24 protein-coding genes and 1 other annotated feature are annotated in these 24,921 nt (G+C 27.8%); of the genes, 21 read left to right on the forward strand and 3 right to left on the reverse strand.

What is annotated here, in order from left to right; translation table 11 throughout:
• Window positions 1-76 precede the first annotated feature (76 nt).
• The 3 genes from glmM to mnmA are packed head-to-tail and all read left to right on the forward strand — an operon-like array spanning window position 77 to window position 3,330.
• Window positions 77-1,411: a phosphoglucosamine mutase gene (glmM, locus tag ACKTSI_RS02115; protein WP_407863003.1), complete on the forward strand. Its 1,335-nt coding sequence runs from the start codon at window positions 77-79 to the stop codon at window positions 1,409-1,411.
• A 1-nt stretch (window position 1,412) separates the two neighbouring features.
• A complete protein-coding gene (locus ACKTSI_RS02120) occupies window positions 1,413-2,243 on the forward strand; it encodes a DegV family protein (RefSeq protein ID WP_308577893.1) in 831 nt (276 codons plus the stop codon).
• A 10-nt stretch (window positions 2,244-2,253) separates the two neighbouring features.
• Entirely contained in the window at window positions 2,254-3,330 is a 1,077-nt protein-coding gene (gene mnmA, locus ACKTSI_RS02125; RefSeq protein WP_068474004.1) for a tRNA 2-thiouridine(34) synthase MnmA, read from the forward strand.
• Between the two features lie 25 nt (window positions 3,331-3,355).
• Here the strand turns inward: mnmA and ACKTSI_RS02130 are convergent, their stop codons facing one another.
• Complete coding sequence (locus tag ACKTSI_RS02130; protein ID WP_407863004.1) at window positions 3,356-6,265, reverse strand: transglycosylase domain-containing protein; 2,910 nt, start codon at window positions 6,263-6,265, stop codon at window positions 3,356-3,358.
• A 250-nt stretch (window positions 6,266-6,515) separates the two neighbouring features.
• On the opposite strand from ACKTSI_RS02130, the gene ACKTSI_RS02135 reads away from it, so the two are divergent.
• From ACKTSI_RS02135 to ACKTSI_RS02195, 13 genes are all read left to right on the forward strand, one after another.
• Window positions 6,516-7,496, forward strand: coding sequence for a DDE-type integrase/transposase/recombinase (locus ACKTSI_RS02135; RefSeq protein WP_407862668.1), 981 nt, complete (start codon window positions 6,516-6,518; stop codon window positions 7,494-7,496).
• A gap of 179 nt (window positions 7,497-7,675) precedes the next feature.
• Window positions 7,676-7,744, forward strand: a sequence feature (ribosomal protein L21 leader region).
• A gap of 10 nt (window positions 7,745-7,754) precedes the next feature.
• A complete protein-coding gene (rplU, locus tag ACKTSI_RS02140) occupies window positions 7,755-8,066 on the forward strand; it encodes a 50S ribosomal protein L21 (RefSeq protein ID WP_068473986.1) in 312 nt (103 codons plus the stop codon).
• The gene (locus ACKTSI_RS02145; RefSeq protein ID WP_201275243.1) at window positions 8,066-8,404 is read left to right on the forward strand and encodes a ribosomal-processing cysteine protease Prp; all 339 of its coding nucleotides are present in this window, start codon (window positions 8,066-8,068) and stop codon (window positions 8,402-8,404) included. The genes rplU and ACKTSI_RS02145 overlap by 1 nt, the downstream gene beginning before the upstream one ends.
• A 3-nt stretch (window positions 8,405-8,407) precedes the next feature.
• Window positions 8,408-8,686: a 50S ribosomal protein L27 gene (rpmA, locus tag ACKTSI_RS02150; RefSeq protein WP_068473980.1), complete on the forward strand. Its 279-nt coding sequence runs from the start codon at window positions 8,408-8,410 to the stop codon at window positions 8,684-8,686.
• Between the two features lie 79 nt (window positions 8,687-8,765).
• On the forward strand, window positions 8,766-10,091 hold the full coding sequence (der, locus tag ACKTSI_RS02155; RefSeq protein WP_288980723.1) for a ribosome biogenesis GTPase Der: 1,326 nt from the start codon (window positions 8,766-8,768) through the stop codon (window positions 10,089-10,091).
• Window positions 10,084-10,683: a glycerol-3-phosphate 1-O-acyltransferase PlsY gene (plsY, locus tag ACKTSI_RS02160; protein ID WP_407863005.1), complete on the forward strand. Its 600-nt coding sequence runs from the start codon at window positions 10,084-10,086 to the stop codon at window positions 10,681-10,683. The genes der and plsY overlap by 8 nt, the downstream gene beginning before the upstream one ends.
• A 170-nt stretch (window positions 10,684-10,853) precedes the next feature.
• On the forward strand, window positions 10,854-12,041 hold the full coding sequence (locus ACKTSI_RS02165; RefSeq protein WP_407863006.1) for an acetate kinase: 1,188 nt from the start codon (window positions 10,854-10,856) through the stop codon (window positions 12,039-12,041).
• 92 nt (window positions 12,042-12,133) lie between these two features.
• Window positions 12,134-12,313: a 50S ribosomal protein L32 gene (rpmF, locus tag ACKTSI_RS02170; RefSeq protein WP_004832204.1), complete on the forward strand. Its 180-nt coding sequence runs from the start codon at window positions 12,134-12,136 to the stop codon at window positions 12,311-12,313.
• Between the two features lie 158 nt (window positions 12,314-12,471).
• Window positions 12,472-13,263 carry a D-alanyl-D-alanine carboxypeptidase family protein gene (locus ACKTSI_RS02175; RefSeq protein WP_231698849.1) on the forward strand — a complete coding sequence of 264 codons (792 nt, stop codon included), beginning with the start codon at window positions 12,472-12,474 and terminating at the stop codon, window positions 13,261-13,263.
• Between the two features lie 239 nt (window positions 13,264-13,502).
• Window positions 13,503-14,519, forward strand: a complete 1,017-nt coding sequence (locus ACKTSI_RS02180) for an iron ABC transporter permease (RefSeq protein WP_068473965.1) — start codon at window positions 13,503-13,505, stop codon at window positions 14,517-14,519.
• A complete protein-coding gene (locus ACKTSI_RS02185) occupies window positions 14,506-15,297 on the forward strand; it encodes an ABC transporter ATP-binding protein (protein WP_407863007.1) in 792 nt (263 codons plus the stop codon). The genes ACKTSI_RS02180 and ACKTSI_RS02185 overlap by 14 nt, the downstream gene beginning before the upstream one ends.
• A gap of 55 nt (window positions 15,298-15,352) precedes the next feature.
• Window positions 15,353-15,985 (forward strand): methyltransferase domain-containing protein, encoded by a 633-nt coding sequence (locus ACKTSI_RS02190; protein ID WP_407863008.1) that lies wholly within the window; start codon window positions 15,353-15,355, stop codon window positions 15,983-15,985.
• Window positions 15,982-17,049 carry an ABC transporter substrate-binding protein gene (locus ACKTSI_RS02195; RefSeq protein ID WP_407863009.1) on the forward strand — a complete coding sequence of 356 codons (1,068 nt, stop codon included), beginning with the start codon at window positions 15,982-15,984 and terminating at the stop codon, window positions 17,047-17,049. The genes ACKTSI_RS02190 and ACKTSI_RS02195 overlap by 4 nt, the downstream gene beginning before the upstream one ends.
• Before the next feature lie 38 nt (window positions 17,050-17,087).
• Here ACKTSI_RS02195 and ychF read toward each other — a convergent pair whose 3' ends face one another.
• Entirely contained in the window at window positions 17,088-18,182 is a 1,095-nt protein-coding gene (gene ychF / locus ACKTSI_RS02200) for a redox-regulated ATPase YchF (RefSeq protein WP_407863010.1), read from the reverse strand.
• Window positions 18,183-18,330: 148 nt separating this feature from the next.
• Between ychF and ACKTSI_RS02205 the strand changes: the two genes are divergently transcribed.
• From ACKTSI_RS02205 to ACKTSI_RS02215, 3 genes are all read left to right on the forward strand, one after another.
• Window positions 18,331-18,744, forward strand: coding sequence for an NUDIX hydrolase (locus tag ACKTSI_RS02205; protein WP_288980740.1), 414 nt, complete (start codon window positions 18,331-18,333; stop codon window positions 18,742-18,744).
• On the forward strand, window positions 18,744-19,667 hold the full coding sequence (whiA, locus tag ACKTSI_RS02210) for a DNA-binding protein WhiA (RefSeq protein WP_407863011.1): 924 nt from the start codon (window positions 18,744-18,746) through the stop codon (window positions 19,665-19,667). The genes ACKTSI_RS02205 and whiA overlap by 1 nt, the downstream gene beginning before the upstream one ends.
• A gap of 92 nt (window positions 19,668-19,759) precedes the next feature.
• On the forward strand, window positions 19,760-20,356 hold the full coding sequence (locus ACKTSI_RS02215; protein ID WP_407863012.1) for a DUF4230 domain-containing protein: 597 nt from the start codon (window positions 19,760-19,762) through the stop codon (window positions 20,354-20,356).
• Between the two features lie 41 nt (window positions 20,357-20,397).
• Here the strand turns inward: ACKTSI_RS02215 and ACKTSI_RS02220 are convergent, their stop codons facing one another.
• The gene (locus ACKTSI_RS02220) at window positions 20,398-21,285 is read right to left on the reverse strand and encodes a linear amide C-N hydrolase (protein ID WP_407863013.1); all 888 of its coding nucleotides are present in this window, start codon (window positions 21,283-21,285) and stop codon (window positions 20,398-20,400) included.
• A gap of 106 nt (window positions 21,286-21,391) precedes the next feature.
• Here ACKTSI_RS02220 and ACKTSI_RS02225 point away from each other — a divergent pair, with 106 nt between their 5' ends.
• Both ACKTSI_RS02225 and ACKTSI_RS02230 read left to right on the forward strand, forming a co-directional pair.
• Complete coding sequence (locus ACKTSI_RS02225; RefSeq protein WP_407863014.1) at window positions 21,392-23,182, forward strand: ABC transporter ATP-binding protein; 1,791 nt, start codon at window positions 21,392-21,394, stop codon at window positions 23,180-23,182.
• Entirely contained in the window at window positions 23,175-24,920 is a 1,746-nt protein-coding gene (locus ACKTSI_RS02230) for an ABC transporter ATP-binding protein (protein WP_407863015.1), read from the forward strand. Before ACKTSI_RS02225 ends, ACKTSI_RS02230 begins: the two co-directional genes overlap by 8 nt.
• Window position 24,921 lies beyond the last annotated feature (1 nt).

Raw genomic sequence — 24,921 nt, forward strand, 5'->3', positions numbered from 1 at the left:
ATGTTTATAAGGTTGTTTAATTTAATCGTGGTTACGATAATTATTATGTGAATATAAAAATTAATTAGGAGAAAGAATGGGTAATTATTTTGGAACAGATGGTGTTCGTGGAGTTTATGGAGAAAATTTAACTGATGAACTTGCATATAAACTTGGAAAATCTGTCGGATATATTTTAAAAAATGAAGAAGAAAAATTATTTATAATAGGTAGAGATACTAGAGAAAGTGGAAAGAGCCTTGAAAACAGTTTGGCAAAAGGCTTATTGGAAATGGGCTTTAATGTTGTTAGTATAGGAATTGCTCCTACACCAACAGTTGCTTGCTTAATAAAATATTTTAAGGCAGTTGGAGGCGCTGTTATTTCAGCATCGCATAATCCTTTTAAATATAATGGAATCAAGATTTTTAATGAAAATGGTTTTAAAATTTCAGATGAGATTGAATTTAAAGTTGAAAGTATTTTAGATGATGAAGATTTTGATTTTGGAGAAGTACAAGAAGGAATCTTCACAGAAGAAACTGATGCTGTTTCTATTTATGCAGATTATTTAAAATCAAGAGTAGATGCAGATTTTTCTAATTTGAAAATTGCAGTTGACTTTGGAAATGGCGCTGCTTATAAAATTGCAAGAAAATTATTTGAAGATTTAGGTATGGAAGTTATTTCTTTAAATACTGCTCCAGACGGAAAAAATATAAACTTAAACTGTGGTAGTACAAATATGGAAGTTATTAGACAAGCAGTTTTAGAAAATGATGTTGATATGGGATTTTCTTTTGACGGAGATGCTGACAGATGCTTAGCAGTTGATGAAAAAGGAAATATTATGGACGGAGACCATATTTTAGCTGCTATGGCTAAGTCATATAAAGAAAAAGATGAGCTTACAAATAATGCAGTAGTAGGAACTGTTATGAGTAATATCGGACTTAAAAAGTATTTAGATTCAATAGGAGTTGATTTTATTCCAGCAAAAGTTGGAGATAGATTTGTGCTTGAAAATATGTTGGAAAATAATTATATTTTAGGAGCAGAACAATCCGGACATGTAATTTTCTTAAATGATAGCACGACAGGGGATGGAACTTTTACAGCACTTAAAATTTGTGAATTGGTTGCAAGTAGTATAAATAATCTATCATATTTCAATGAACTTATGGTTTCTTATCCACAAGTGTTAGTTAATGCGAAAGTTAAGTTGGAAAATAGAAATTCTTATTTACAAGATAGAGAAATTGTAGAAGAAATAAAGAAGATAGAGCAAAGATTTTCCGGAAATGGCAGAGTTTTGATAAGACCTTCAGGTACAGAGCCTTTAGTTAGAGTTATGATTGAAGGAGAAAATCAAGAAGAATTAGAAATAGAGGCAAAAAAACTTGCAAAAATTATTGAAGAGAGGTTAGGGTAATATGAAGGAAAGACTTATAGTTGCTGATAGTTGTTGTGATTTAACCGAAGAGTTAAAGAATAAATTAGATATTGAGTTGGTACCTTTGACTTTACAACTTGATGATGTAGATTATTTAGATGATGAAAACTTGAATGTAAATGAATATATAGAAAATATGAAAAAGGCTAGTTCTGTAAAGACAGCTGCTCCATCTCCAAAACTTTTTATGGATAAATTTGAACAAGCAAAGGAAGTTTTTTGCATTACTTTATCAGGAAAATTAAGCGCAACTTATTCAAATGCTTGTTTAGCTAGAACAATGGTACTTGAAAAAGGAGAAAAATTGATTCATATTTTTGATACAAAATCTGCTGCCGCAAGTGAAACTTTAGTTGCTTTGAAAATTCAAGAATGTATTAATAATAAAATGTCATTTCAAGAAATAGTAGATACTGTTACAAATTATATTGCTGATATGAAAATATTTTTTGTTTTAGAAAACCTTGATAATTTAATTAAAAATGGTAGAATTTCTAAACTTAAAGCTATGATAGTATCTGCTTTTTCCATTAAACCTGTTATGTATGGTGTTGATGGAGAAATCGAGGTTTACAAAAAAGTTAGAGGATTAAAGAAGGCTTATGCTGAACTTGTAGATTCTATATCTGAAAATTGTTCAAATATTGAAGATAAAAAGTTGGTAATAACTCATTGTAATTGTTTAGAAAGAGCTAAGGAAATAAGAAATAAAATTATTGAAAAATATAATTTTAAAGAAATTTTAATTGTTCCTGCGAGAGGATTGTCCTCTACTTATGAAAATGAGGGTGGAATAATTATCAGTTATTAGTGAGGTAATTTTGAATAAAAGAGTAATTTTAGGAATGAGTGGCGGGGTTGACAGTTGTGTTGCCTGCCATTTGTTATTGAAAGAAGGATACGAAGTAATCGGGGTTACTATGAATTTAGTACCTAAAGGACATTTGTATGATGAAGAAAAAGGTTGTTGCTCATTATCTTCCGTTATGGACGCTAAAATAGTTGCAGAGGCAATGGGCGTGAAACATTATACAATGAGTTTTAGAGAAGAATTTGATAGAAAAATTATTGAAAATTTTGTTAGGGAGTATTCTTTAGGATATACTCCAAACCCTTGTGTTGCTTGTAATAAATATATAAAGTTTAATAGTTTTGTAGATAAAATAAAACCTTTAAAAGCAGATTTTATTTCAACCGGACATTATGCAAAAGTTGAATTTGATAATAATTATAATAGATATTTATTAAAAAGGGCAAAAGATTCTAAAAAAGACCAGACATATTTTTTGTATAATACAAGTCAAGAAGTTTTAGCAAAGACTTTATTTCCTCTTGCTGATTTGATAAAAGACGAAGTAAGACAAATTGCAAAAGATGAAGATATTTTGACTTATTCAAAAAAAGATAGCGAAGAAATTTGTTTTGTTCAAAATAGAGACCATGGTATGTTTATAAAACAGAGAAATCCTGAGTTAATAAAAGAGGGTTTTTTTATTGATGAAAATGGAAATAAATTAGGAAAACATAATGGGATAGTGTATTATACTGTCGGACAGAGAAAAGGTCTTGGAATTGCACTTGGAAAGAGAGTTTTTGTTTCTAAGATAAATGCAAGAGATAATACTGTCACATTGTCTGACGAAGATTCTTTATATAAAAATAAAATAAAAATAAGAGATGAAAACTTTATACCTTTTGAAGTTTTAGAAAAACCGTTGGAAGTGAGTGTTAAGGTTAGACATGGACAAAACGAAACAAAAGGATTATTATTTTATAAAGATAATGAATTATTTGTTGAATTTGAAAAGCCTGTTAGAGCACCAAACAAAGGGCAGTCAGCTGTATTTTACTCTGATGATATTGTAGTCGGAGGAGGAATAATAGAAGAAGTATATTAAAAGGAGTTGCAAGAGCAACTCCTTTTTAAGGATTTTTATTTTTATCTTTTTCTGTATTTTTATCTTTATCTTTATCTTTATCTTTATCATTTTTATTAGAAGTATCATTTGTTTTTGGTTTAGTATTAGTCTTTGGTTTTTCTTCTTCCTTAGGTTTATCTACTATATCTGATTCTTCAGTTGGTGGTGGGTTTATAAAATCACTAGGGCCATAATCAGTTTTTTCCGGTTTATATACATTCGGTTTTATATAAAACTTCTTTTCTTCAATAAATTCTTCAGGAGTTTTATCTGTGGCCAACTTTCCGTTTCTTTTATCTATTTTATAAGCTATATAGTAAATTTCTTCATATTTTGTAGGCTCTGTACCTTTTACAAAATATTCATAAATTGCTTTTTCAGTGCCTTCGGTAGCTAATAGACCAGTTCTTATTGAAACATACTTTCTTATTATATTTTCACTTGGACCATCAAATTTTTTAGGTTCTTTGCCTTCTAAAACTATTCTATTAACTTTCCCCCAAAGAGTGGCTGCCATTGAGTTATTGTTATTAAGTTTTATATGTTGATTGTCAAAACCTATCCAAGTTCCAATTGTATAATATGGAGTAAAACCTACAAACCAAGAGTCTTGTATATCATCAGTTGTACCTGTTTTACCTGAAACTTCAATAGTTGGGTGCTTTGCACCTTGAGCCATTACGTCAGGAACACCTTTTAAAATATCTCTCATTATAAAAGCATTTTCTTTAGACGTAACTTGTCTTTGCTTTTGTTCAGGTTCTAAAATAGTTTTTCCTGTTGAGTCAACAACTTTTGTAAATGAAATAGGTTCAAGATACTTTCCGTCATTTGCTATTGCTGCATAAGCTCCAGTCATTTTTAAGTTGGTCATACCTCTTGTCATACCACCAAGAGCCATACTTGATAAGTTTTCATCATTATGGTCCACACTTTCAGACCTTGAAATATAAGTATCATCTAATTCATTATCTTCGTTTATTAAACCGAATTTTTTGAAATATTCTTTAGATTTTTCTATTCCTATATCTTCCAGAGTCTTAACAGCATTTACGTTGATAGATTGTACTAAACTTTCTCTAAGAGTTTGTAATCCTCTATATCCATTATACCAGTTCTTTGGCCAAAGTTCTTTTTTATCATTATAATGAGGAGCATCTTCTATTGCGGTAGCAGCAGTATATCCGTTATCCAATGCAGGAATATATACTCCCAAAGGTTTCATAGTAGAACCCGGTTGTCTAGGAACTCTATAAGCTCTATTTAGAGGGTGTCCTGTTGTTTCTCTACCACCAATTATTGCGATTAACTGACCTGTTTTATGGTCTAATACGACTGATGAAGATTGAGGTTGAACAGTTCCTTTTTCATCAACTTGGAAATATTTTGAATTTAAAACTAAATTTCCATTTTCATTTACACTATAAAAATCTTTGTAATTTTCAAAAACAGATGCAGAAATTTTAAAAGATTTTTCATTTTCAACTGTTACTCCTTGCTCAGGAAGTTGGAAATTTCCAATTCCATGGGTAACTAAGTTGTTTTGGTCATTAACTGTATAAAAACTAGCCATTGACAAAACATTTTGATATATTGAAACTCTAGGACTATTTATTTTTAAAGAATTATCTGAGTCAATAGAAAACTCTCCTTTTGGAATTATAACATTGTTATTTTCATCTAAAAGATTAGCTTTTTTATACAAGATTATATTACCTTTTTCATCAGTTATATTACTTGCTCTATCTCTTTTAAAAGCTGCAAATGAAGGACCTCCATATCTTGGAGCATTCATTGCATTTGCAAAATCTGCATAAAGTTTTTCTAAATTCTTTTGTATGTTTTGGTCCATTGTAGAATGAATTGTAAGTCCACCGTTATATATCTTGTCCCAAGCCTCTTCTTTAGTATAATTAAATTTTTTCATTAATTTTTCAGCAACTTGATACTTAACATATTCAGTGAAGTAAGTTGAAACTTCCCTTTCAAAGCCTTTGTTTGGATTTATAGCAGAAAATACATCTTCATTAACAGCATTATCATATTCTTCTTTAGTTATTTTTTTAAGTTCATACATTTTTTTCAAAACATATTTTTGTCTATCTAAAACTTTTGGATTATATACTGCCTTATAAACTTGACCACCGATATTTAAATCTTTTATAACAGCAGATTCATCACTAACATTTTCAGGCTTTATAGTTTTATATAGAGAGTAGTTTGTAGGACTTTGAACTATTGCTGCAAGAAGTGCAGATTCAGCTATGGTTAAATCTTTAACATCTTTTGAAAAGTAACCTTGACTCGCTGATTGAACACCATAAGAATGTTGTCCTAAGAAAACTCTATTAAGATATGCCTCAAGAACACCTTCTCTTTTAATACTATCTGTAATTTTAATTGCAAGATATGCCTCTTTTAACTTTCTTTCAATTTTTCTTTCATTTGAAAGATACATATTTCTTGCTAATTGTTGAGCGATTGTTGACCCACCACGAATTCTACCTCTTGCTGTATCGATAAGACTTTTTGCTATACCTATTGGGTCAACACCTTTATGAGAATAAAATCTTTCATCTTCAGTTGAAATGAAAGCATTTATTAAATGTTCCGGAACATCACTTAGCTTTACAATAGTTCTATTCTCTAAGTTTTCAATTTTTTCAACTAAATTTTCATTTCTATCAAGAATGGTTGATGATTGAATCATAAGCTCATTCATCTTTGACGCATTAATGATTGGAGCATCTTTCATAATATCTATAAATGTAGTTGCAAAAATTCCTGTAATTCCTGCACCAATCATAAATATTGATAGAATGAATATGCTTACGAATTTAAAAAAAGATTTTAAAAAACTTTTATCTCCTTTTTTAGTTTTAGATTGTTTATTCTCTACCTTTTTTTGTAACATAAAAAACCTCCTCAAATAACAATCATTTTTTTATTTTTTATAATTTTATTTATTACATTTAATATAATTAAATTTGTATAAAGTTAAACATATTATATCACAAATTCTTTGATTTTAAAATAATATAAATATTTTAACTTCTATACTAACTGTTATGATACAATTGATGTGAGACCAAGGGTACAAAAAAAAGAGAATATCCTGTATAATTATTAAAACAAAAAAATTAACTAGAAAGGAACTCTCTTTTATGAATAATATTATATCACAAAATCAAGAAAATATAAAACACAACCAACGTTATATCCCTCATTTACTTCAAACAAGATACCACGCTGTTAAAACTTACAGAAACGGCAATTCTGTTAGCTTTGTTTGTAGAAGATATAAAATATCCAAAGCCTCTCTTATGCGTTGGAATAAAAGATTTGATGGCTCTATTGAATCCCTTAAGGATAAATCTCATAGACCTTTATCTAAACACCCTAATTCTCATACCGATACTGAAATTTATTGGATTAAAAATCTCATTAGAAGAAATCCTAATATTTCTTTGATTGAACTTTACGCTAAACTTAAACTAAATAAAGGTTATACTAGACACCCTTGCTCTCTTTTTAGGTTTCTTAGAAAACTTGGATTTTTTAAAGACGTTAAACAGCCTTCCAAACCCTATGTTCCTAAACCTTATCATACTCCTACTAAAATTGGTGTTAAAATGCAACTTGATGTTAAATATGTTCCTAATTCTTGTTATGTTGGTAAATATCCCGATAAATTCTACCAATATACGATTATTGACGAAGCTACTCGCGAAAGGTTTATTTATCCTTTTAAGGAACAATCTTCTTATAGTACTGTTACTTTTGTTAAAATGGCTATTAAATACTTTGGTTATATTCCTGAAATTATTCAAACCGATAATGGCTTTGAATTTACACATTTTAAAGATACTAAAAGAGTTCATCCTTTTGACAAACTATGTAACGAATTGGGTATTAAACATCAATTAATCAGACCTAGAACGCCTAGACACAATGGAAAGGTTGAAAGAAGTCATAGAAATGACAATGAAAGATTTTATAGTAATCTATCTTTTTATTCTTATGAAGATTTGATTGTACAAATGAAAAAATATCTCTATAAATCTAATAGATTACCTATGCAAACTTTAAATTGGCTCTCACCTATTGAAAAACGTAAAGAATTATTAGAATTAAAGGAGAATTAATTCTCCTTTAATTCTAACATACAGGTTATATTTTTTTATAATTTTTGGTCTCACATCATTTACAAATGTACAATAAATATTTTAACTTCTATACTAACATTTTAAAGTTAAAATTTTAAATCCAAATTAAAAAATAATTTAAAAAAATCTTGATTTTTTATTGTTTTTATGATATACTACTTGTTGTGTTACCGCACGTATTAGGTTTTTAAAGCATAGCACCTAATTCGGCGAGACTTAAGAATGAGGAGGTGCACTATGTACGCAATAATTGAAACAGGTGGTAAACAATACCAAGTTGAAGAAGGACAAAGCATTTTTGTTGAAAAACTAAATGTTGAAGAAGGCTCAAAAGTATCTTTTGATAGAGTTCTTTTAGTTTCTAAAGACGGAGATATTAAAGTTGGTTCTCCAGTAGTTGAAGGAGCTAAGGTTGAAGGAACTGTTGAAAGACATGGAAGAGGAAAGAAAGTTATAATTTTCAAGTTCAAAGCTAAGAAAAATTATAGAAAGAAAAAAGGACATCGTCAACCATTTACAAAAGTTAAAATCGAAAGTATTGCATTTTAATGACTAATATTTATATTTTTAAGAAAAAAGATTTATATTATGGATTTGAAATGGAAGGACATGCTGATTTTAGTGAAGAGAATGACATTCTTTGTGCATCATTATCTGTTTTGTCTATAAATACTCCAAATGCTATTGAAAAAATTTGTTCAATAGATTCTAATGATATGGATTTGGAAGTAGGAGATGGATATTTGAGAATGATGTTAGACATTGAAAGTTTGGATGAATTTAAAATTAGAGATGTTCAAACAATAATGAAAACTTTTGAAGTTGGCATTATATCATTGAAAGAAGAATATAATAAATATATTGAGATTTATTATAAGGAGGTGTAGAGTATGTTAAAGATGAATTTACAACTTTTTTCTAGTAAAAAAGGTTTAGGTAGTACTAAAAACGGTCGTGATAGTAGAGCTAAAAGATTAGGTGCTAAAAGAGGGGACGGACAATTCGTTCTTGCTGGTAACATTTTAGTTAGACAACGTGGAACAAAAATACACCCAGGAGTAAATGTTGGTAAAGGTGGAGATGATACACTTTTTGCTAAAATTTCTGGTGTTGTAAGATTTGAAAGAAAAGGTAGAGATAAGAAACAAGTTTCAATTTATCCAGTATAATGATAAGCTCCTTTAAAGGAGCTTATTTTTTTAAAGAAAATATGGTAGAATATATATTAAGAAATATGGAGGTGAATTTATGCAAAGACCTTTAGTTTGTGTAGTTGGACGTCCTAATGTTGGGAAATCTACACTTTTTAATAAACTTATAAATAAAAGAATTGCTATTACTGAGGACACTCCGGGTGTTACAAGAGATAGATTGTATCAAGATGCTGAATGGCAAAATAAACATTTTATTCTTTGTGATACTGGTGGTTTAGAGCCTAATAGTGATGATATAATTTTACAAAAAATTAAGGCTCAAGCTGATGTGGCTATGGAAAATGCTGATGTAATTTTATTTGTTGTTGATGGTAAAAATGGTTTGATGGACGAAGATAGAGAAATTTCAAATTATCTTAGAAGAACTAAAAAGCCTATCGTACTTGCTATAAATAAAATAGATACTCATAAAATGCCTGCAGAAATTTATGAATTTTATGAGCTTGGTTATGAAAATTTAAATGTTATTTCTGCAACTCAAGGATTTGGACTTGGAGATTTACTTGATGAAATCATAAAAGAATTTCCTGAAAATAAATATACAGGTGAAGAGGAAGAAGTAACAAAGGTTGCATTAATCGGAAAACCAAATGTAGGTAAAAGTTCTCTTATGAATAGAATTTTAGGAGAAGAGAGAATGATAGTTTCTGATATTGCAGGAACAACTAGAGATTCTATTGATTCAAGAGTTGAAATTGATGGAAAAACTTATATTTTTACAGATACAGCAGGGCTTAGAAGAAAGAAAAATATAACTGAAAATTTAGAGAGATATAGTGTTGTTAGAACTTTGAATGCAGTTGAAAGGTCAGATATTGCTGTGCTTTTAATTGATGCTACTGAAGGGGTTACTGAGCAAGATACAAAAGTTATCGGTTTTGCTAAAGAACAAAATAAGGCTTTAATTATTGCAGTTAATAAATGGGATTTAATTGTTAAAGACAATAAAACTTATAAGGCTTTTGAAGATGATATAAGAACTAAATTAAGTTTTGTTCCTTATGCACAACTTGTTTTTATTTCAGTTAAAACAGGGCAAAGAATTGATAAATTATTTGATGCAATTAAAATTGCTGATGAAAATTATAGTACAAGAATCTCAACAGGTATTTTGAACGACATTATAAATGATGCAGTTGTTCATAATGCTCCACCAACTGATAAAGGACAAAGACTAAAAATATTTTATGCAAGTCAAGTTTCAGTTAGACCACCAAAGTTTGTAATATTTGTGAATAAGGTAGAGTTAATGCATTTTTCTTATTTGAGATATTTGGAAAATCAAATTAGAAAGAATTTTTCTTTTACTTCATCACCAATAGTTTTTGAACTTAGAGCGAGAGGAGAAGATAATGTTTAAAGTTTTAGCTTGTATAATTATTTCATACTTTTTAGGAAATATTTCAGGTGGTATGATTTTTGGAAAAATATTATTTAATAAAGATATTAGAAATTATGGAAGTAAAAACGCTGGTACAACAAATGCACTTAGGGTCTTTGGCCCTAAGGCAGGCGTTTTAACTTTTATTATTGACTTTTTAAAATCAATTTTAGCTTGTTATATTGGAATGAAATTTTTAGGATTAAACGGAATATTGTTAAGTGGAATATTTGTAGTTTTAGGACATAATTGGCCTGTGTTTTTGAATTTTAAGGGTGGTAAAGGAATAGCATCATCTTTTGGTTTTATTGTGTTTTTAGATTATAGATTAGCACTTATAGCGATTAGTATATTTATTTTAATCGTAATATTTACAAAATATATATCATTAGGGTCAATGCTGTCAACAGCATCTGTTTTACCAATATCATATATATTTTTTGGATATAGAAATATTTATGTTTTATCCACATTTTTATTTTTATTATTGTTGACTGTTTATAGACACAAAGCCAATATAGTTAGACTTTTAAATGGTAATGAAAATAAACTTGGAGCAAAAAAACATTAAAAATTATTTTTAGAACTAATTTTATTTAAGTTAGTTCTATTTTTTTTTTTTTTTTTGAAAATTTTAGATGCTTAATAATTAGCATTTTGTATTGACTTAATTTAAAGAAAATAGTAAAATATTAGTGTATGTGAAAATATATTTTTTTAAAAATCTTAGGAGGAAAATTAATGAAAATTTTAGTAATTAACTGTGGAAGTTCATCTTTAAAATATCAATTATTCGATATGACTGATGAAAGTGTATTATGTAAAGGATTAGTTGAAAGAATTGGTATTGAAGGTTCAAAATTAACTCACAAAGTTGGAAGTGAAAAATTAGTTGTTGAAGAAGCTATGGCAGACCATACAGCAGCTATTAAACATGTTTTTGATGCTCTTGTTGATGAAAAATACGGAGTTGTTAAGAGCTTAGATGAAGTTAATGCTATCGGACACAGAGTACTTCATGGTGGAGATAAATTAACAGCATCAACTATTATTGATGAAAATGTAAAGGCTAAAGTTAGAGAATTTATTAAATTTGGTCCATTACACAACCCTGCAAACTTAATGGGTATTGAGGCTTGTGAAAGCTTAGTTCCAGGAAAGAAAAATGTAGCAGTATTTGATACAGCTTTCCATCAAACTATGCCTGCAAGAACATTTATGTATGCAATCCCTTATGAATATTATGAAGATTACAGACTTAGAAAATTCGGTTTCCATGGAACAAGCCATAGATATGTAACTTTAAGAACTGCTGAATTATTAGATACAGCTAAAGAAAATCTTAATATTATAACTGTTCACTTAGGAAACGGTTCATCAATCGCTGCAATCAAAAACGGAAAATGTTATGATACAACAATGGGATTAACTCCATTAGAAGGACTTTTAATGGGAACAAGAAGTGGAGATATTGACCCAACTGTTATGACTTTCTTAATGAACGAAAAAGGATATTCAGCTGATGAAATGAATCAAATTTTAAATAAAAAATCAGGTGTTCTTGGAGTTTCAGGATTAAGTTCAGACTTTAGAGATTTAGAAGAGGCAGCAGAAAAAGGAAATGACAGAGCACAATTAGCTTTAGATATGTTCATCACAAGAGTAAGAAGATATGTTGGTGGATTTATGGCTGAATTAGGACATATTGATGCTATTTCATTTGCCGGTGGTATTGGTGAAAACTCAGCCTCAATGCGTAAATTAATATTAGAAGGAATGGAAGAATACGGAATTAAACTTGATGATGCTAAAAATGATACAAGAGATGAGGCTATTATTTCAGCAGATGACTCAAGAGTTAAAGTTTTAATCGTTCCTACAAATGAAGAGTTAATGATTGCAAGAGATACTATGGATTTAGTAAAATAATTGTTGACAAATTAATTTTTTTATAGTATAATATTTTTGTTATCCGTTTAAAACGGGGGTATATGTTATAAAAATTCAGAGGAGGTGTTATAATGGCAGTACCTAAGAGAAAAACTTCTAAAGCAAGAAGAGATAAAAGAAGAGCATCTTCATATAGACTACCTAAAGTAGCTCTAGTTAGAGATCCTGAAACTAATGAATTAGTTGTACCTCACAGAGTTAATCCTGACACAGGAATGTATAAAGGAAGAAAAGTATTAGATGTTGAATAAAATAGTTTAAGGGATTTAGTTTTCTAAATCCCTTTAATTATATATATTATAATTATATAGAGGTTTATATTTTGAAAAAAAGTAAAAAAATAATTTTTTTAATAACAATTTTTTTGATAATATTGATTTCTTCGGTTTATTTTTATAATCGACAAAAAATGAAGAAAATTGAATTGGAAAGTAAAATGCCATACAATTTTGAAACATTAACTTTGCCGGAAGTTAAAGATTTTTCAGATATTGCAACTAATTATGCAAAAACTTTGAAAAAAGTATCTCTTTATGAAACAGAGGAGCTTTTAAAAGAGAAAGTAAAAGTTGAAGAGGAAAAATATTTAGAAGTTTTTGGATATAAAGATGGAATAAGTAAGGTTAAATTTGAAGATAAATTTTATTTTGTTAAAAGTAGTAATATTGAAAATGTATCTAAAAATAAATTATTTAAAGTTATAAAGGGAATTCTTTTAGTAAATACGGAGTATAAATTACCTAGTGATTTTAATCCCGGCTTTGATAAATTTGTCGAAAAACAATTTGATTTAATGAAAGTAGATGCAAATAGAGATAGAATAACTTTAGATTTGCATAAAGGATTTATAAGTTACGAAGAACAAAAGCAACTTAATAAAAATGCACCTAAGAATGACAAATATATTGAATATGCTATGTATTCTAGTGCAGGTCATAATGAATCACAAATTGGACAAAGTTTAGATATAATTGGAAAAGATGAAGAAAAAAATTTAAAAGAATCTTTTAAAGAAACTGAAGAATTTAAATGGCTTATAAAAAATGCTCATAAATATGGTTTTATTCTTCGTTATCCTGAAAATAAAGAAGATAAGACTAATTATAAATTTGAGCCTTGGCATTTTCGCTTTGTTGGCGTAGAAAATGCAAATAAAATTTTTAAGAAAAATATTACATTAGAAGAATTTTTAAGACAATAATACGATGGTTCTAATCAAGCATTATCCTTAGAACTTTGTTGTTACAGAATAAAAGTCTAGCGTTGAGGAAACTCATAGCTAGACTTTTTTTGTTAATTTTAATTTTAAAAATTTTTTAATGGAAAATATATTGTTTCTTTTTGATTGTGTGATAAAATGTATTGACTTTTATTTTGATATGTTTTATAATTTTTATACTATCGTTATATTTTTATAAAAATAAAGAAAAGAGAGTTTATATGATTAATACTAAAATTAGATTAAAATTTTTTGTCTTGACAATTATTTTAGTTTTAGCTTTTATTTTTTCATTTAGCATCGGTCGTTATCCTGTTAAATTTTTTGAAGTAATAAAAGTGATAGTAGATAGAATTTTTTATGGAATCGTTAGTGATTCAGTTCAAAGTACAATAATTTGGAATATAAGGATTCCAAGAGTATTATGTGCTATGCTTGTAGGGGCAGGTATTTCTACAAGTGGTGCATTGTTTCAAGGACTTTTAAAAAATCCAATGGTAAGTCCTGATATTTTAGGAGCAACACAAGCTTCAGCATTTGGTTCAGCTTTTGGAATACTGATGTATTTTAATTTTTTTGAAATAACACTTTTGTCTTTTAGTTTAGGGATTCTTTCAGTTTTTGTAACATACACTTTAAGTAAAATTTTTAGAAGTGATAGAATTTTAGGACTTATTTTAACTGGAATGATGATAGGAAGTTTATTTTCTTCTTTAATTTCTTTTGTAAAACTTGTTGCAGATACGGAAAATCAGCTACCAAGCATAACATATTGGCTTATGGGCTCTTTGGCATCAGTAAAAATGATTGATTTTAAATTTATATTTTTCCCTATTGTAATTGGACTTATAGTTTCAAATTTATATAAAATAGAAATAAATATTTTTACAATGGGGGAAGAAGAGGCTAAAACACTTGGATTAAATACTGAAAAAATAAGATTTATTATAATATTTTTTGCAACATTAATGACTGCTTCAAGTGTTGCAGTTACAGGAATAATTGGATGGATTGGACTTGTAATACCACATTTTTCAAGACTTATCTTCGGAGATGATTATAGATTTGTAATTCCCGCATCTGGACTTTTAGGAGCGAGTTTTTTACTTGTTGTCGATATTTTATGCAGAAATATTACTACTTCTGAAATTCCTATTGGAATTGTTACTTCTTTTATTGGAGCACCTATATTCTTGTATTTAATTTATAAAAAAGGTAGAGATTATGATAGAGGTTAAAAATTTACAAGTTTTTTATGGGAAAAATGAAATATTAAAAGATATTTGTTTTTCTCTAAACAAAGGAGAAATAATTTGTGTTTTGGGCGAAAACGGTGCTGGTAAATCAACTTTATTAAAAGCACTTTTAAAACTAATTCCTATAAAAAACGGCAAAGCATTGATTGATGATAATGATTTAAAAATATTGGACAGCAAAAAACTTTCAAGATTTATTTCCTATATTCCGCAAATTCATTTTCCTGCATTTGACTATAAAGTTATTGATGTTATATTAATGGGGAATTATTCTAAAAAAGACGGATTTTTCTATAAAACTACAAAGGAAGATTATGAAAAATCAGTTGAAATTTTAAAAACTTTAGGGATTTCTTATTTAAAAGATAAAAACTACAGGCAAATCAGCGGAGGAGAAAGACAGCTTGTTTTAATTGCAAGAGCATTGTTGCAAGCCAATAACTATATTTTTATGGATGAGCCGGTTGCTAATTTAGATTATGGAAATCAGCTAAAGATAATGGAAATTTGTAATTCATTGAAGAAAAAAAATATAGGATTTTTAATTACAACTCATAATCCTAATCACGCTTTGACTTATGCAGATAAGGTACTTATAGTTAGAAAAAATAAGGAAAGTTTTTTTGGAGATGTATCTATTTTGAATAAGGAACTTTTAGAAAAATTATATAATGTTCCTATAAATTTAATTGAAACTGAAAACGGAAAATTTTGTATTCCTGATTATAAGGAGGTTAGACGCGATTATATTTTGGAATGAAGATAGAATAAAATGGTATTTAGTTGCTTCAGAATATACTAAATATCACGATAATATGACTTTAGAAATCAAAAAAATCATTCCAAAAGGAGAAAGCCTTATTGACTTCGGTTGTGGATTAGGAATTTTGCCTATGAAATTATCTGATTATTTCAGTGATATAATTGGGGTAGATTATGATGATAAGGTTTTAGGTCTTTTGGAAGATAATATTGCAAAAAACAAAATTAAAAATTTCAAGACAATTTGTTCTAATTGTTATGATGGAGAACTTTTTGAAAAAATTGGAGTAAGTGATAATATTTTATTTAGTCATTTTGGAAATGTTGAAGATTATTTTTACAATTTTTTTAACTTATTTACTAAAAGGATGATAATAATACGAAATGATGTTGAAAAAAGTATTGTTCATAATCCGAATAAAAATACTATTCAAGATATTTGTAAGTTTTTAGATGATAGAAAAATTCCCTATAAAATTTACAGACAAACTTTTGAATTTGGTCAACCATTAAAAGATGATGAAGAAGTTATTAAGTACTTAAATAAATGGTATGGCGAAAAAGGAATTAATTTGATATCTAATGTAAAAGATATAGATTACAATTACAATGGGGAAATTTTTACAAAATATTATTGTAAACCTAAAAATACAGCCATTGTAGTGGTGGAGAAGGAGGAAATATGAAAAAATTTAAGAGAATTTTAGCTCTTTGTTTAACTTTCGGACTTCTTTTTACAGCTTGTTCGAAACCTGCTGAAAAGAAAAATGAACAAACAGAGACAAAGAACGAAACTAGAGTTTTTAAAGATGACTTGGGAAGAGAAGTTACTTTAAAACAAAACATTACAAGAGTTGCTCCATCAGGAAATCCTGCACAAGTTATGTTGCATATTTTTGAGCCGAATAAACTTGTTGGGGTAGCATCAAAATTTTCAAAGAGTACAGAAAAGTATATTACCGATGAGTTGAAAAAATTACCTGAATTTGGAGCGTTCTATGGAAAGAAAGCCAATCTTAATATGGAAGCTGTTGTAAATGCAAAACCTGATGTAATAATTGATATGGGTGAAAAGAAAAAAGGAATTGAAGAAGATTTAAACAAGCTACAAGAACAATTAAAAATCCCTGTAGTTTTCATTGAGTTAACTCTTGACAAACTACCTGAAGCTTTTGACAGACTTGCTGAAGTTTTAGGTAATAAAGAAAGAGGAAAAGAACTTTCTGAATATATCAAAAAGACATATAAGGAAATTGAAGAAAATAAGGCAAAGATAAAAGATGTTAAAAAAGTTTACTACGGTGGAGGAAAAACAGGACTATTTGCAAATGCAAAAGGATCTATCCACGCTGATATTATTGAATTTATCGGTGCTCAAAATCCAATTATCGTAGAAAAAGTTAAAGGCGGTTCAGGAAATGAAATTCCTTTTGAAAAATTATCAGAAGTAAATCCTGATTTCTTGATTTTTGAATCAAAAGAATTAGCTGAACAAATTAAAGGAGAAGAAACTTTTAAAACTCTAAAAGCTGTAAAGGAAAATAAAGTTTCCTATGCTCCTAGTGGTCCATATAATTTCTTCGGAAGACCACCTGCAGTTAATAGAGTAATTGGAATGAAATGGCTTGGGAATTTAGTTTATCCTGAAGTTTATAATTATGATATTAAAAAAGAAGTAAAAGAATTTTATAAATTATTTTATAATTATGAATTAAAAGACGAAGAAGTAAAAAATATTCTAGGTAGGTAAAAAAAGAAAGACTGTGTTTGTTGCACAGTCTTTTCGTTTTAAACATTAAATCTAAAGTAAACTACATCTCCATCTTGCATAATGTACTCTTTACCTTCAAGTCTTACAAGACCTTTTTCTCTTGCGGTAACCATACTTCCAAGAGAGATTAAATCATCATAATTTACAATTTCTGCTCTGATGAAACCTCTTTGAATATCTGAGTGAATTTTTCCGGCAGCATTAACGGCACTTGTTCCGATTTTTATAGTCCAAGCTCTTGTTTCTTCAGGGCCTGCTGTTAAGAAACTCATAAGTCCTAAAAGATTGTAGCTTTCTTTTATAAGCTTTGAAACACCACTTTCTGAAATTCCTAAATCATTTAAAAATTCCACTTGTTCATCATCTTCAAGTTCAGAAATTTCTTTTTCTATTTGAGCGCTTATAACTACGATTCCGGAATTTTCATTTTTAGCAAAATCATCTAAAATTTTTACATATTCGTTACTCTTTCCTTCATCAATCATATCATCTTCATTTACATTTGCAACATAAATTATAGGCTTTACACTCAAAAGAGAAAAGTTTTTTAAAATTGCTTTTTCAGTGTCATCAAAAGTTAAAGTTCTAATAGATTTTCCTTCTTCTAAAACAGGTAATATTTTTTCTAAAAGGTCAACTTCTTCTTTAAAACTTTTGTTTCCCTTTAAAGATTTTCTAGCTTTTTCTAATCTTTTTTCCACAAGTTCTAAATCTGATAGAATAAGTTCCAAGTTAATAGTTTCAACATCTCTTAGTGGATTAACTTCTCCGTCAACGTGAACGATATTTTCATCTTCAAAACATCTAATCACTTCTACGATTGCATCAACTTCTCTAATATGAGATAAAAATTTATTTCCAAGACCTTCACCTTTACTTGCACCTTTTACAAGACCTGCAATATCATAAAATTCAATAACAGCAGGAATTGTCTTTTTTGAATTATAAAGTTCAGTTAATTTATTTAATCTTTCATCAGGTACATTTACAAGACCTACATTCGGGTCAATAGTACAGAAAGGATAATTTGCCGATTCGGCTCCGGCTTTTGTAATTGCGTTAAATAATGTACTTTTACCAACATTTGGTAATCCAACTATTCCTAATTTCATTATAATCTCCTTTAATATAAACTACCATTTATTATATCATATTTATGATATTGTTGCTATGGATACAAATTAATTTTTATTATTTGAATGTATATTTAATTCGTGTTATAATATTAAGAGGATATGTGATATGATAATAGGAGGTTTTATGCTAGAGGTTAGTGCTGGTGGAGTTGTTATTCATAATGGCAATTTTCTTTTGTTAAAGAAGTTTAGCAATGAATGGGTTTTACCAAAAGGAAGACTTGAAGATAATGAAACTAAAGAAGTGGCAGCTGTTAGAGAAGTGCAAGAAGAATCTGGAATACTTGGTAAAATCGTAAAGTATTTAGGTTTTGTAAAATATGATTACCAACATAATGACGGTGAAAAAGTGAAAAAAACAGTTCATTATTTTTATATGGAGCCTGAAGATTTGAATTTAAATCCACAGAGAGAAGAGGGCTTTGTAGAGGCAATATTTTTACCTTATGACAAGGCTATAAAATTAGTAAAGCATGATGCTGAAAGAAATATGTTAAAGAGTGCGAATTATTTTTACGAAAAGAGAAAAATAAAATAATGGCATTTTCAACTGATTTAAAAAATGAACTTTCAAGAAGAGAAATAGTAGAAAAAAAATCTGCTATTTCTGAACTTTCTGCTTTTATAAGGACTAATGGAACGATTGTTTTTAGTAATTTTTCTTTTACGATTAGATTTGAAACTACAAACAATTCAATCATAAGAAGAATTTTTAAGCTTTTTAAATTTCTATACTCTTATGACGGAAAGATAATAGTTTCAAAAATTTCAAACTTAAGAAAAAACAATGTATATAAAATTGTAATTGAAGATGAAGAAATTTCAAAGAAGTTTTTAGAAGATACTTACTTTTCAGACCTTGATAGTCTTTTCTTAAAAGATGAGCTTTATGATGATTTTACAAAAAGTAAAGATTTTATTAAAAACTTTTTATGTGGAGTTTTTTTAGGTGCAGGCTCAATAGCCAATCCCGACAAGAGTTACCATTTGGAATTTACTTTAAATTCAGATGAATTATCCAAACTTGTTATAAGATATTTAAAAGTATTTGGAATAAAAGCAAAAAGTCTTGAAAAAAAGGGGCAACATATCGTATATGTAAAAGATAGTGCAATGATTTCTGATTTTCTTTCTTTAATGGGAACGGTAAACAGTTTATTCAAATTTGAAGAAACTAAGATGATAAAAGAAATAAAGAACAATACAAACAGACTAACAAATTGTGAAACGGCAAATTTAGATAAAACTTTAAATACTTCATTTACACAAATTGATGCAATAAATACAGTTTATAAAAAATATGGAAAAGAAAATTTGGATAAAAATTTACTTGACTTATGTGAATTAAGATTGAAAAATCCAACTTTTTCATTAAAAGAACTTGCAGAAATTTTAAACATAAGTAAATCCGGAGTAAATCATAGATTCAAAAAGATAATAGATATGGCGAATAAAATTTAATTTATTCGCCTTTTTATACAAAATATTGACATTCCATATATACATATATATATAATGGTTACGATATTATTTTTATTTAGGAGGATTGTTTTATGACAAAAATTTTAAAAAAGTCTATATCTATTGCTTTGGCATTGATTTTAGTTTTAGGGGTAGGATTTTATTTTTTTAATCGTAGAGATAATGGAAAACCTAAAATTACAAATGAAACTATTGGAGTACAAATTAAAGAATTAAAAGAATTATCCACAATTCAATATAAATATAAAGAAATAGTGAGTAGAGAAGACTGGAATACTTTATTTAATGTTAAATTGCCTTTTACTAAATCTAGTTTTATAGTTAGTTATACTGGAATATTGAAGATTGGGATTGATTTAGCAGAAACGAAGATAAATGTTGATGAGGGCGGTAAAACGATAAAAATTACTTTACCTGAATCGAAAATTTTATCTAATGAGTTGGATTTTAAATCTTTAAAGGTCTATGATGAAAAGAATTCTATATTTAATCCAATTAAAGTTGAAGATTATACAGAGTTTACTCAAGGTGGTAAGGAAAACGCTGAAAAGGATGCAAGAGAAAGTGGCATTTTTGAGCAGTCAAAAGAAGTTGCAAAAAAAATTATTATAGAAATGTTAAATACAACCAAGGAAATAAAAGAAAATTATAAAATAGTATTTGAATAAATTAAAAGAGAGACTTTGTATATTAAAGTCTCTCTTTTGTGCTAAATAAACTGAACTATTTCTTTTTTGTTTTCATTTTTAAAGTCGTCAAATGAAAAGATGTTTATATTTTTTGAAGCGGTATATTTCAAATGATATTTTAAAGTTTTTGCGTTTGACATTGAGTAGTATAATGTTATATTTTGTGAGCTTTCTGAAATGTTCTCCAAATCTTTTTTTGTTATTGTGAATTTTTTTAGTGAATCAAATAAAATATCTTCGTTACTTTTTGAAAATTCATTTTGTTTTAAATTTTCCAACTCTATGTATGCTCTTATGAATCTTTTTGTCGGCGTGTGAATATTTCCTTTTAATTCTCTTTTTTCTAAATATTTTTGTAAATTTTTTATATGTTTTTCAAATCTTGGACTGTTTGTCATTATGTTATATTCATTTTCATAAACTTCTAAATTTCCGTCTTTTATTTCCATGATCAAACTTTTATTATCTTTATCTGTAAACATATAGTGGTAATGTCTTGAATAATTCGTTTCATCGACAAGAGATTTTTCTACGATATGTATTTTAGGAGCAAGTGCTTTTATATCTTCTAAAGTTTCACAATTTGTCAAAAATACATTTAATATCTTTGTTGATGTTAAATTTAATCTTGTATTGTTAGGCTCTTTTTTAAAATTAATTACATTTCTAAAAGAGTTGGTGCAACCCAAAAGACCTTTTTCATTTATTCCATCTATTAAATGGTCGTAATCTCTAAATGTTGTTCCCATAATTTTGTATTTTGTATATAATTTGTTTCCAAAAATATCTTCTTCATAATTATAATTGCTTGGGAAAAATTTAAATTCATATCTGTGATAATCTCTTAAGTCCATTGTTCTCCCGAGCAATGTTTCTCCATTTCTAAAAATAGAAAAAGTTGTGCACATAAAATCACCTCCTATGTATTATACCAAAAAAGTGGAACAAACCCAAATAAATTTGCCTTTTTTTCTAAATTAGATTAAAATATATGTATGTATTTTATGAGGTGATATGTTGAAAGAAATTAAACTTTTTTGGAAAATTTTAAAAAATAATAGATTAACTTATTTTCTTTCTATGATTTCTACAATTTTTATACAAATTTTTTCGGGGCTTACTCCGATTGTTATTATGATTACAGTTGACTCTATAATCGGAAATAAGGATTATAAGTACGATATTTTAAGGAGAGCTGTTGACTTTATAGGTGGTAGAGATTTTTTAAGAGAAAATATATACATATTGGCTTTTGTAATAGTTATTTTAACAGGAATTAGCTGTATTTTTATTTTTTTAAGGAATTATTACTCAAATGTCGCTTGTGAAAATTTGATTTTTAATTTAAAAGAAAAAATGTATAATAAATTTTTAAATTTGGATATAAGATGCTTAAATGATTATTCTACTGGAGATTTGATTCAAAGAAGTTCTTCTGATATTGAAACGGTTAGAAAACTTTTTGCAACTCAGCTTGTAAATGCATTCGGCTCTGTTGCAACAATTATTCTGGTAATTATAGTTATGTCTTTGATTAATTTTAAACTTGCGACTATAAGTATAAGTCTTTGCGTTGTTATTTCCATTTTGTCTTATGTTTTTTATGGTAAAATTGGAAAAATTTTCAAAAAAACAGATGAGGCTGAAAGTGAACTTATGGTATTCATAAAAGAAGTTTTGTTTAATACTAGAGTTATTAAGGCTTTTAATCGTGAAAAGTATATTTTAAATCTTTTTAGAGAAAAAAATGAAACTTTTAATATTATGCAAAATACTTTTATGAGGACTTTTGCAAAGTTTAGGGCTGTAAATGACTTTTTAACTTTTTTACAACTGGCGATAGTTTTGGTTGTAGGTGGTTATGAAACAATTACAGGCAAAATGAATTTTGGAGATTTGATTGCTTTTGTTATCTATATTAATATGATTGTTTGGCCTATTAGACAGATTGGGCAGTTGCTTAGTGATATGGCGAAAGCAAGTGTTTCGATTTCCAGAATTTATGAAGTTTTGGATTTACCTGAGGAAGATTATGAATGTGGAATAAGTGATGTTTCATTTTCTGAAAAAATAGAATTTAAAAATGTATCTTTAAAAATTAATGAAAATTTAGTTTTAGATGATGTAAGTTTTGTAGTAAATGCAGGGGAAAGTTTAGGAATCATAGGAGCAACCGGAAGTGGCAAGAGTATGATAGTCTATCTTTTGCTTGGACTTTTTGAGGCTACAAGTGGAGAAATTTTAATTGACGGAATAAATATAAATGAGATAAATAAAAGGTACATTAGAGAAAAAATTTCTGCGATTATGCAAGATAGTGAACTTTTTAATATGTCAATTATGGATAATGTAAAAATTGTTGATGACAATATAGGGGAAGACTCTGTTTATGGGGCGACTAATATTTCTTCAATTCACAACGAAATTTTGAATTTTTCTTCAAAATATGAAACTATAGTTGTGGATAACGGTGTAAATCTTTCTGGTGGACAAAAACAGAGAATTTCCATTGCGAGAAGTTTGTTAAAACCGTTTGAAGTGTTGATTTTAGATGACAGTTTAAGTGCTGTTGATATGAATACGGATTTGAAGATAAATAATGCTTTAAAATCAATGGATAGAAAATTTACGTCAATTTTTATTTCACATAGAATTTCAACGATAAATAATTGTGATAACATAATTGTTATTAATGAGGGAAAGATTGTTGAAAGTGGAAAGCATAATGAATTGATACAAAAAAATGGAATGTATAGCAAGATAAATGAAATTCAAAGTAAGGAATATGATGTAAATAATGGATAAAAAGAAAATTGTAAATATAAATGTTTTTAGAGATTTAATAAAATTTTATAAAATTGAATATAAAAAACTTTATATGTTGATGTTTGTAGTTGTAATTGCAGGTGTTTTACAAGCAGTTGTTCCTTTGTCTATAAAACTACTTACAGATGATTTTATAACAAGACAGAACTTAAGAGGTTTTGTTTTAGCTGGAATTGCATTTTTTTCGCTTGTAATAATTTCAACTCTTGCAATTTACAGTTTTTATGTTTTAGGTGGAAAACTGGAATATAAAGTTTCAAAGGAAATTAGAAAATCCGTTTTTGAAAAAATTGAAAGATTTTCATTGACAACAGTAAAGAGATATGAAACAGGTGAATTGATTTCAAGATTGACTTCAGACGTTCAAAAACTTAGCGAAGTTTTTAGTTGGGGAGTCATAGATGCTTGTCATAGCATTATTGTTTTGTTGTTTTCTGTTTCGATTATGCTTTATTTAAGTTACACATTGACTCTAATGCTATTTTTAATGTTACCTGTAATTTATATAGTTACGATGATTTTTCAAAAAAACATTTTGAAATTTCAAAGAAAAGTAAGAGATTACAATTCAAAAATCATTAAAAGTTATACAGAGTCTTTAAGCTATATAAAGACGATAAAGGCACTTGGAATTGAAAACAAAAAGCGAAGAGAATTTTTAAGTTTCAATGAAAAATATAGAAAATATAATTTAAAATCTATATTAATATCTGCAATCTTTGTTCCGATAGTTATGTTTGTTGCAAGTATTGGTGTAGGTTTTGCATTTAATTTTTCGTCAATTTCAGTTATGAAAAATGTAATGACATACGGAGCGTTTTTAAGTTTTTTAACTTATAGTTTTCAAATATTTGAGCCTTTTAAAATGCTCGCTCAAATTTTTACAGATTTAAAATCTGCACAGGCATCAGCTGAAAGAGTTTTTCAAATTTTGTATGAAGAAGATGAAGTTTTACAAGAAAAGAAAAACAATTTGGAATTTGAAGGAAATATTAGATTTGAAAATGTAAATTTTCATTATTTTGATGATGAAAAATTAATTTTAAAAGATTTTAATTTTGAAATAAAAAAAGGTGAAAGTGTTGCTTTTATAGGAAGTACGGGAAGTGGAAAATCTACAATAGTAAATTTGATTTGTAAATTTTATGATGTAACTTCCGGAAATATCTATCTTGACGGAATTGATTATAAAATTGTTGATAAAACTTTTTTGTATGACAATCTTGGATATGTTTTGCAACAGCCACAACTTTTTTCCATTTCAATAAAAGAAAATATAAAATTTGGAAATGTAAATGCAAGTGATGAGGAAATTTTTGAAGTTTGTGATTTGCTTGGAATAAATGACTTTATAAATAAGTTACCAAATGGAATTGATACAATCATTGGCGAAAATGGGTATAGTATATCCAACGGTCAAAAACAATTAATCTCTTTTGCAAGAGCTTTGATAAAAAATCCGAAATTATTGATATTAGATGAGGCAACTTCTTCGATAGATACTGAAACGGAAAAAATCATTCAAAATAAGATGAAAGAAATTTTAAAAGGAAAGACGTCTATAATTGTTGCGCATAGATTGTCAACGATTAAGGATTGTGATAAGATTGTTTTAATCGAAAATGGGATTATTCTTGAACAAGGAACTCATTTAGAATTGATAAATAAAAAGGGAATATATTATAAAATGTATATTTCTGAAGAATTAAAAATATAGG

It is taken from the genome of Parvimonas parva (genome assembly GCF_045866535.1).
In the GTDB taxonomy this organism is placed as follows: Bacteria; Bacillota; Clostridia; order Tissierellales; family Peptoniphilaceae; genus Parvimonas; species Parvimonas parva.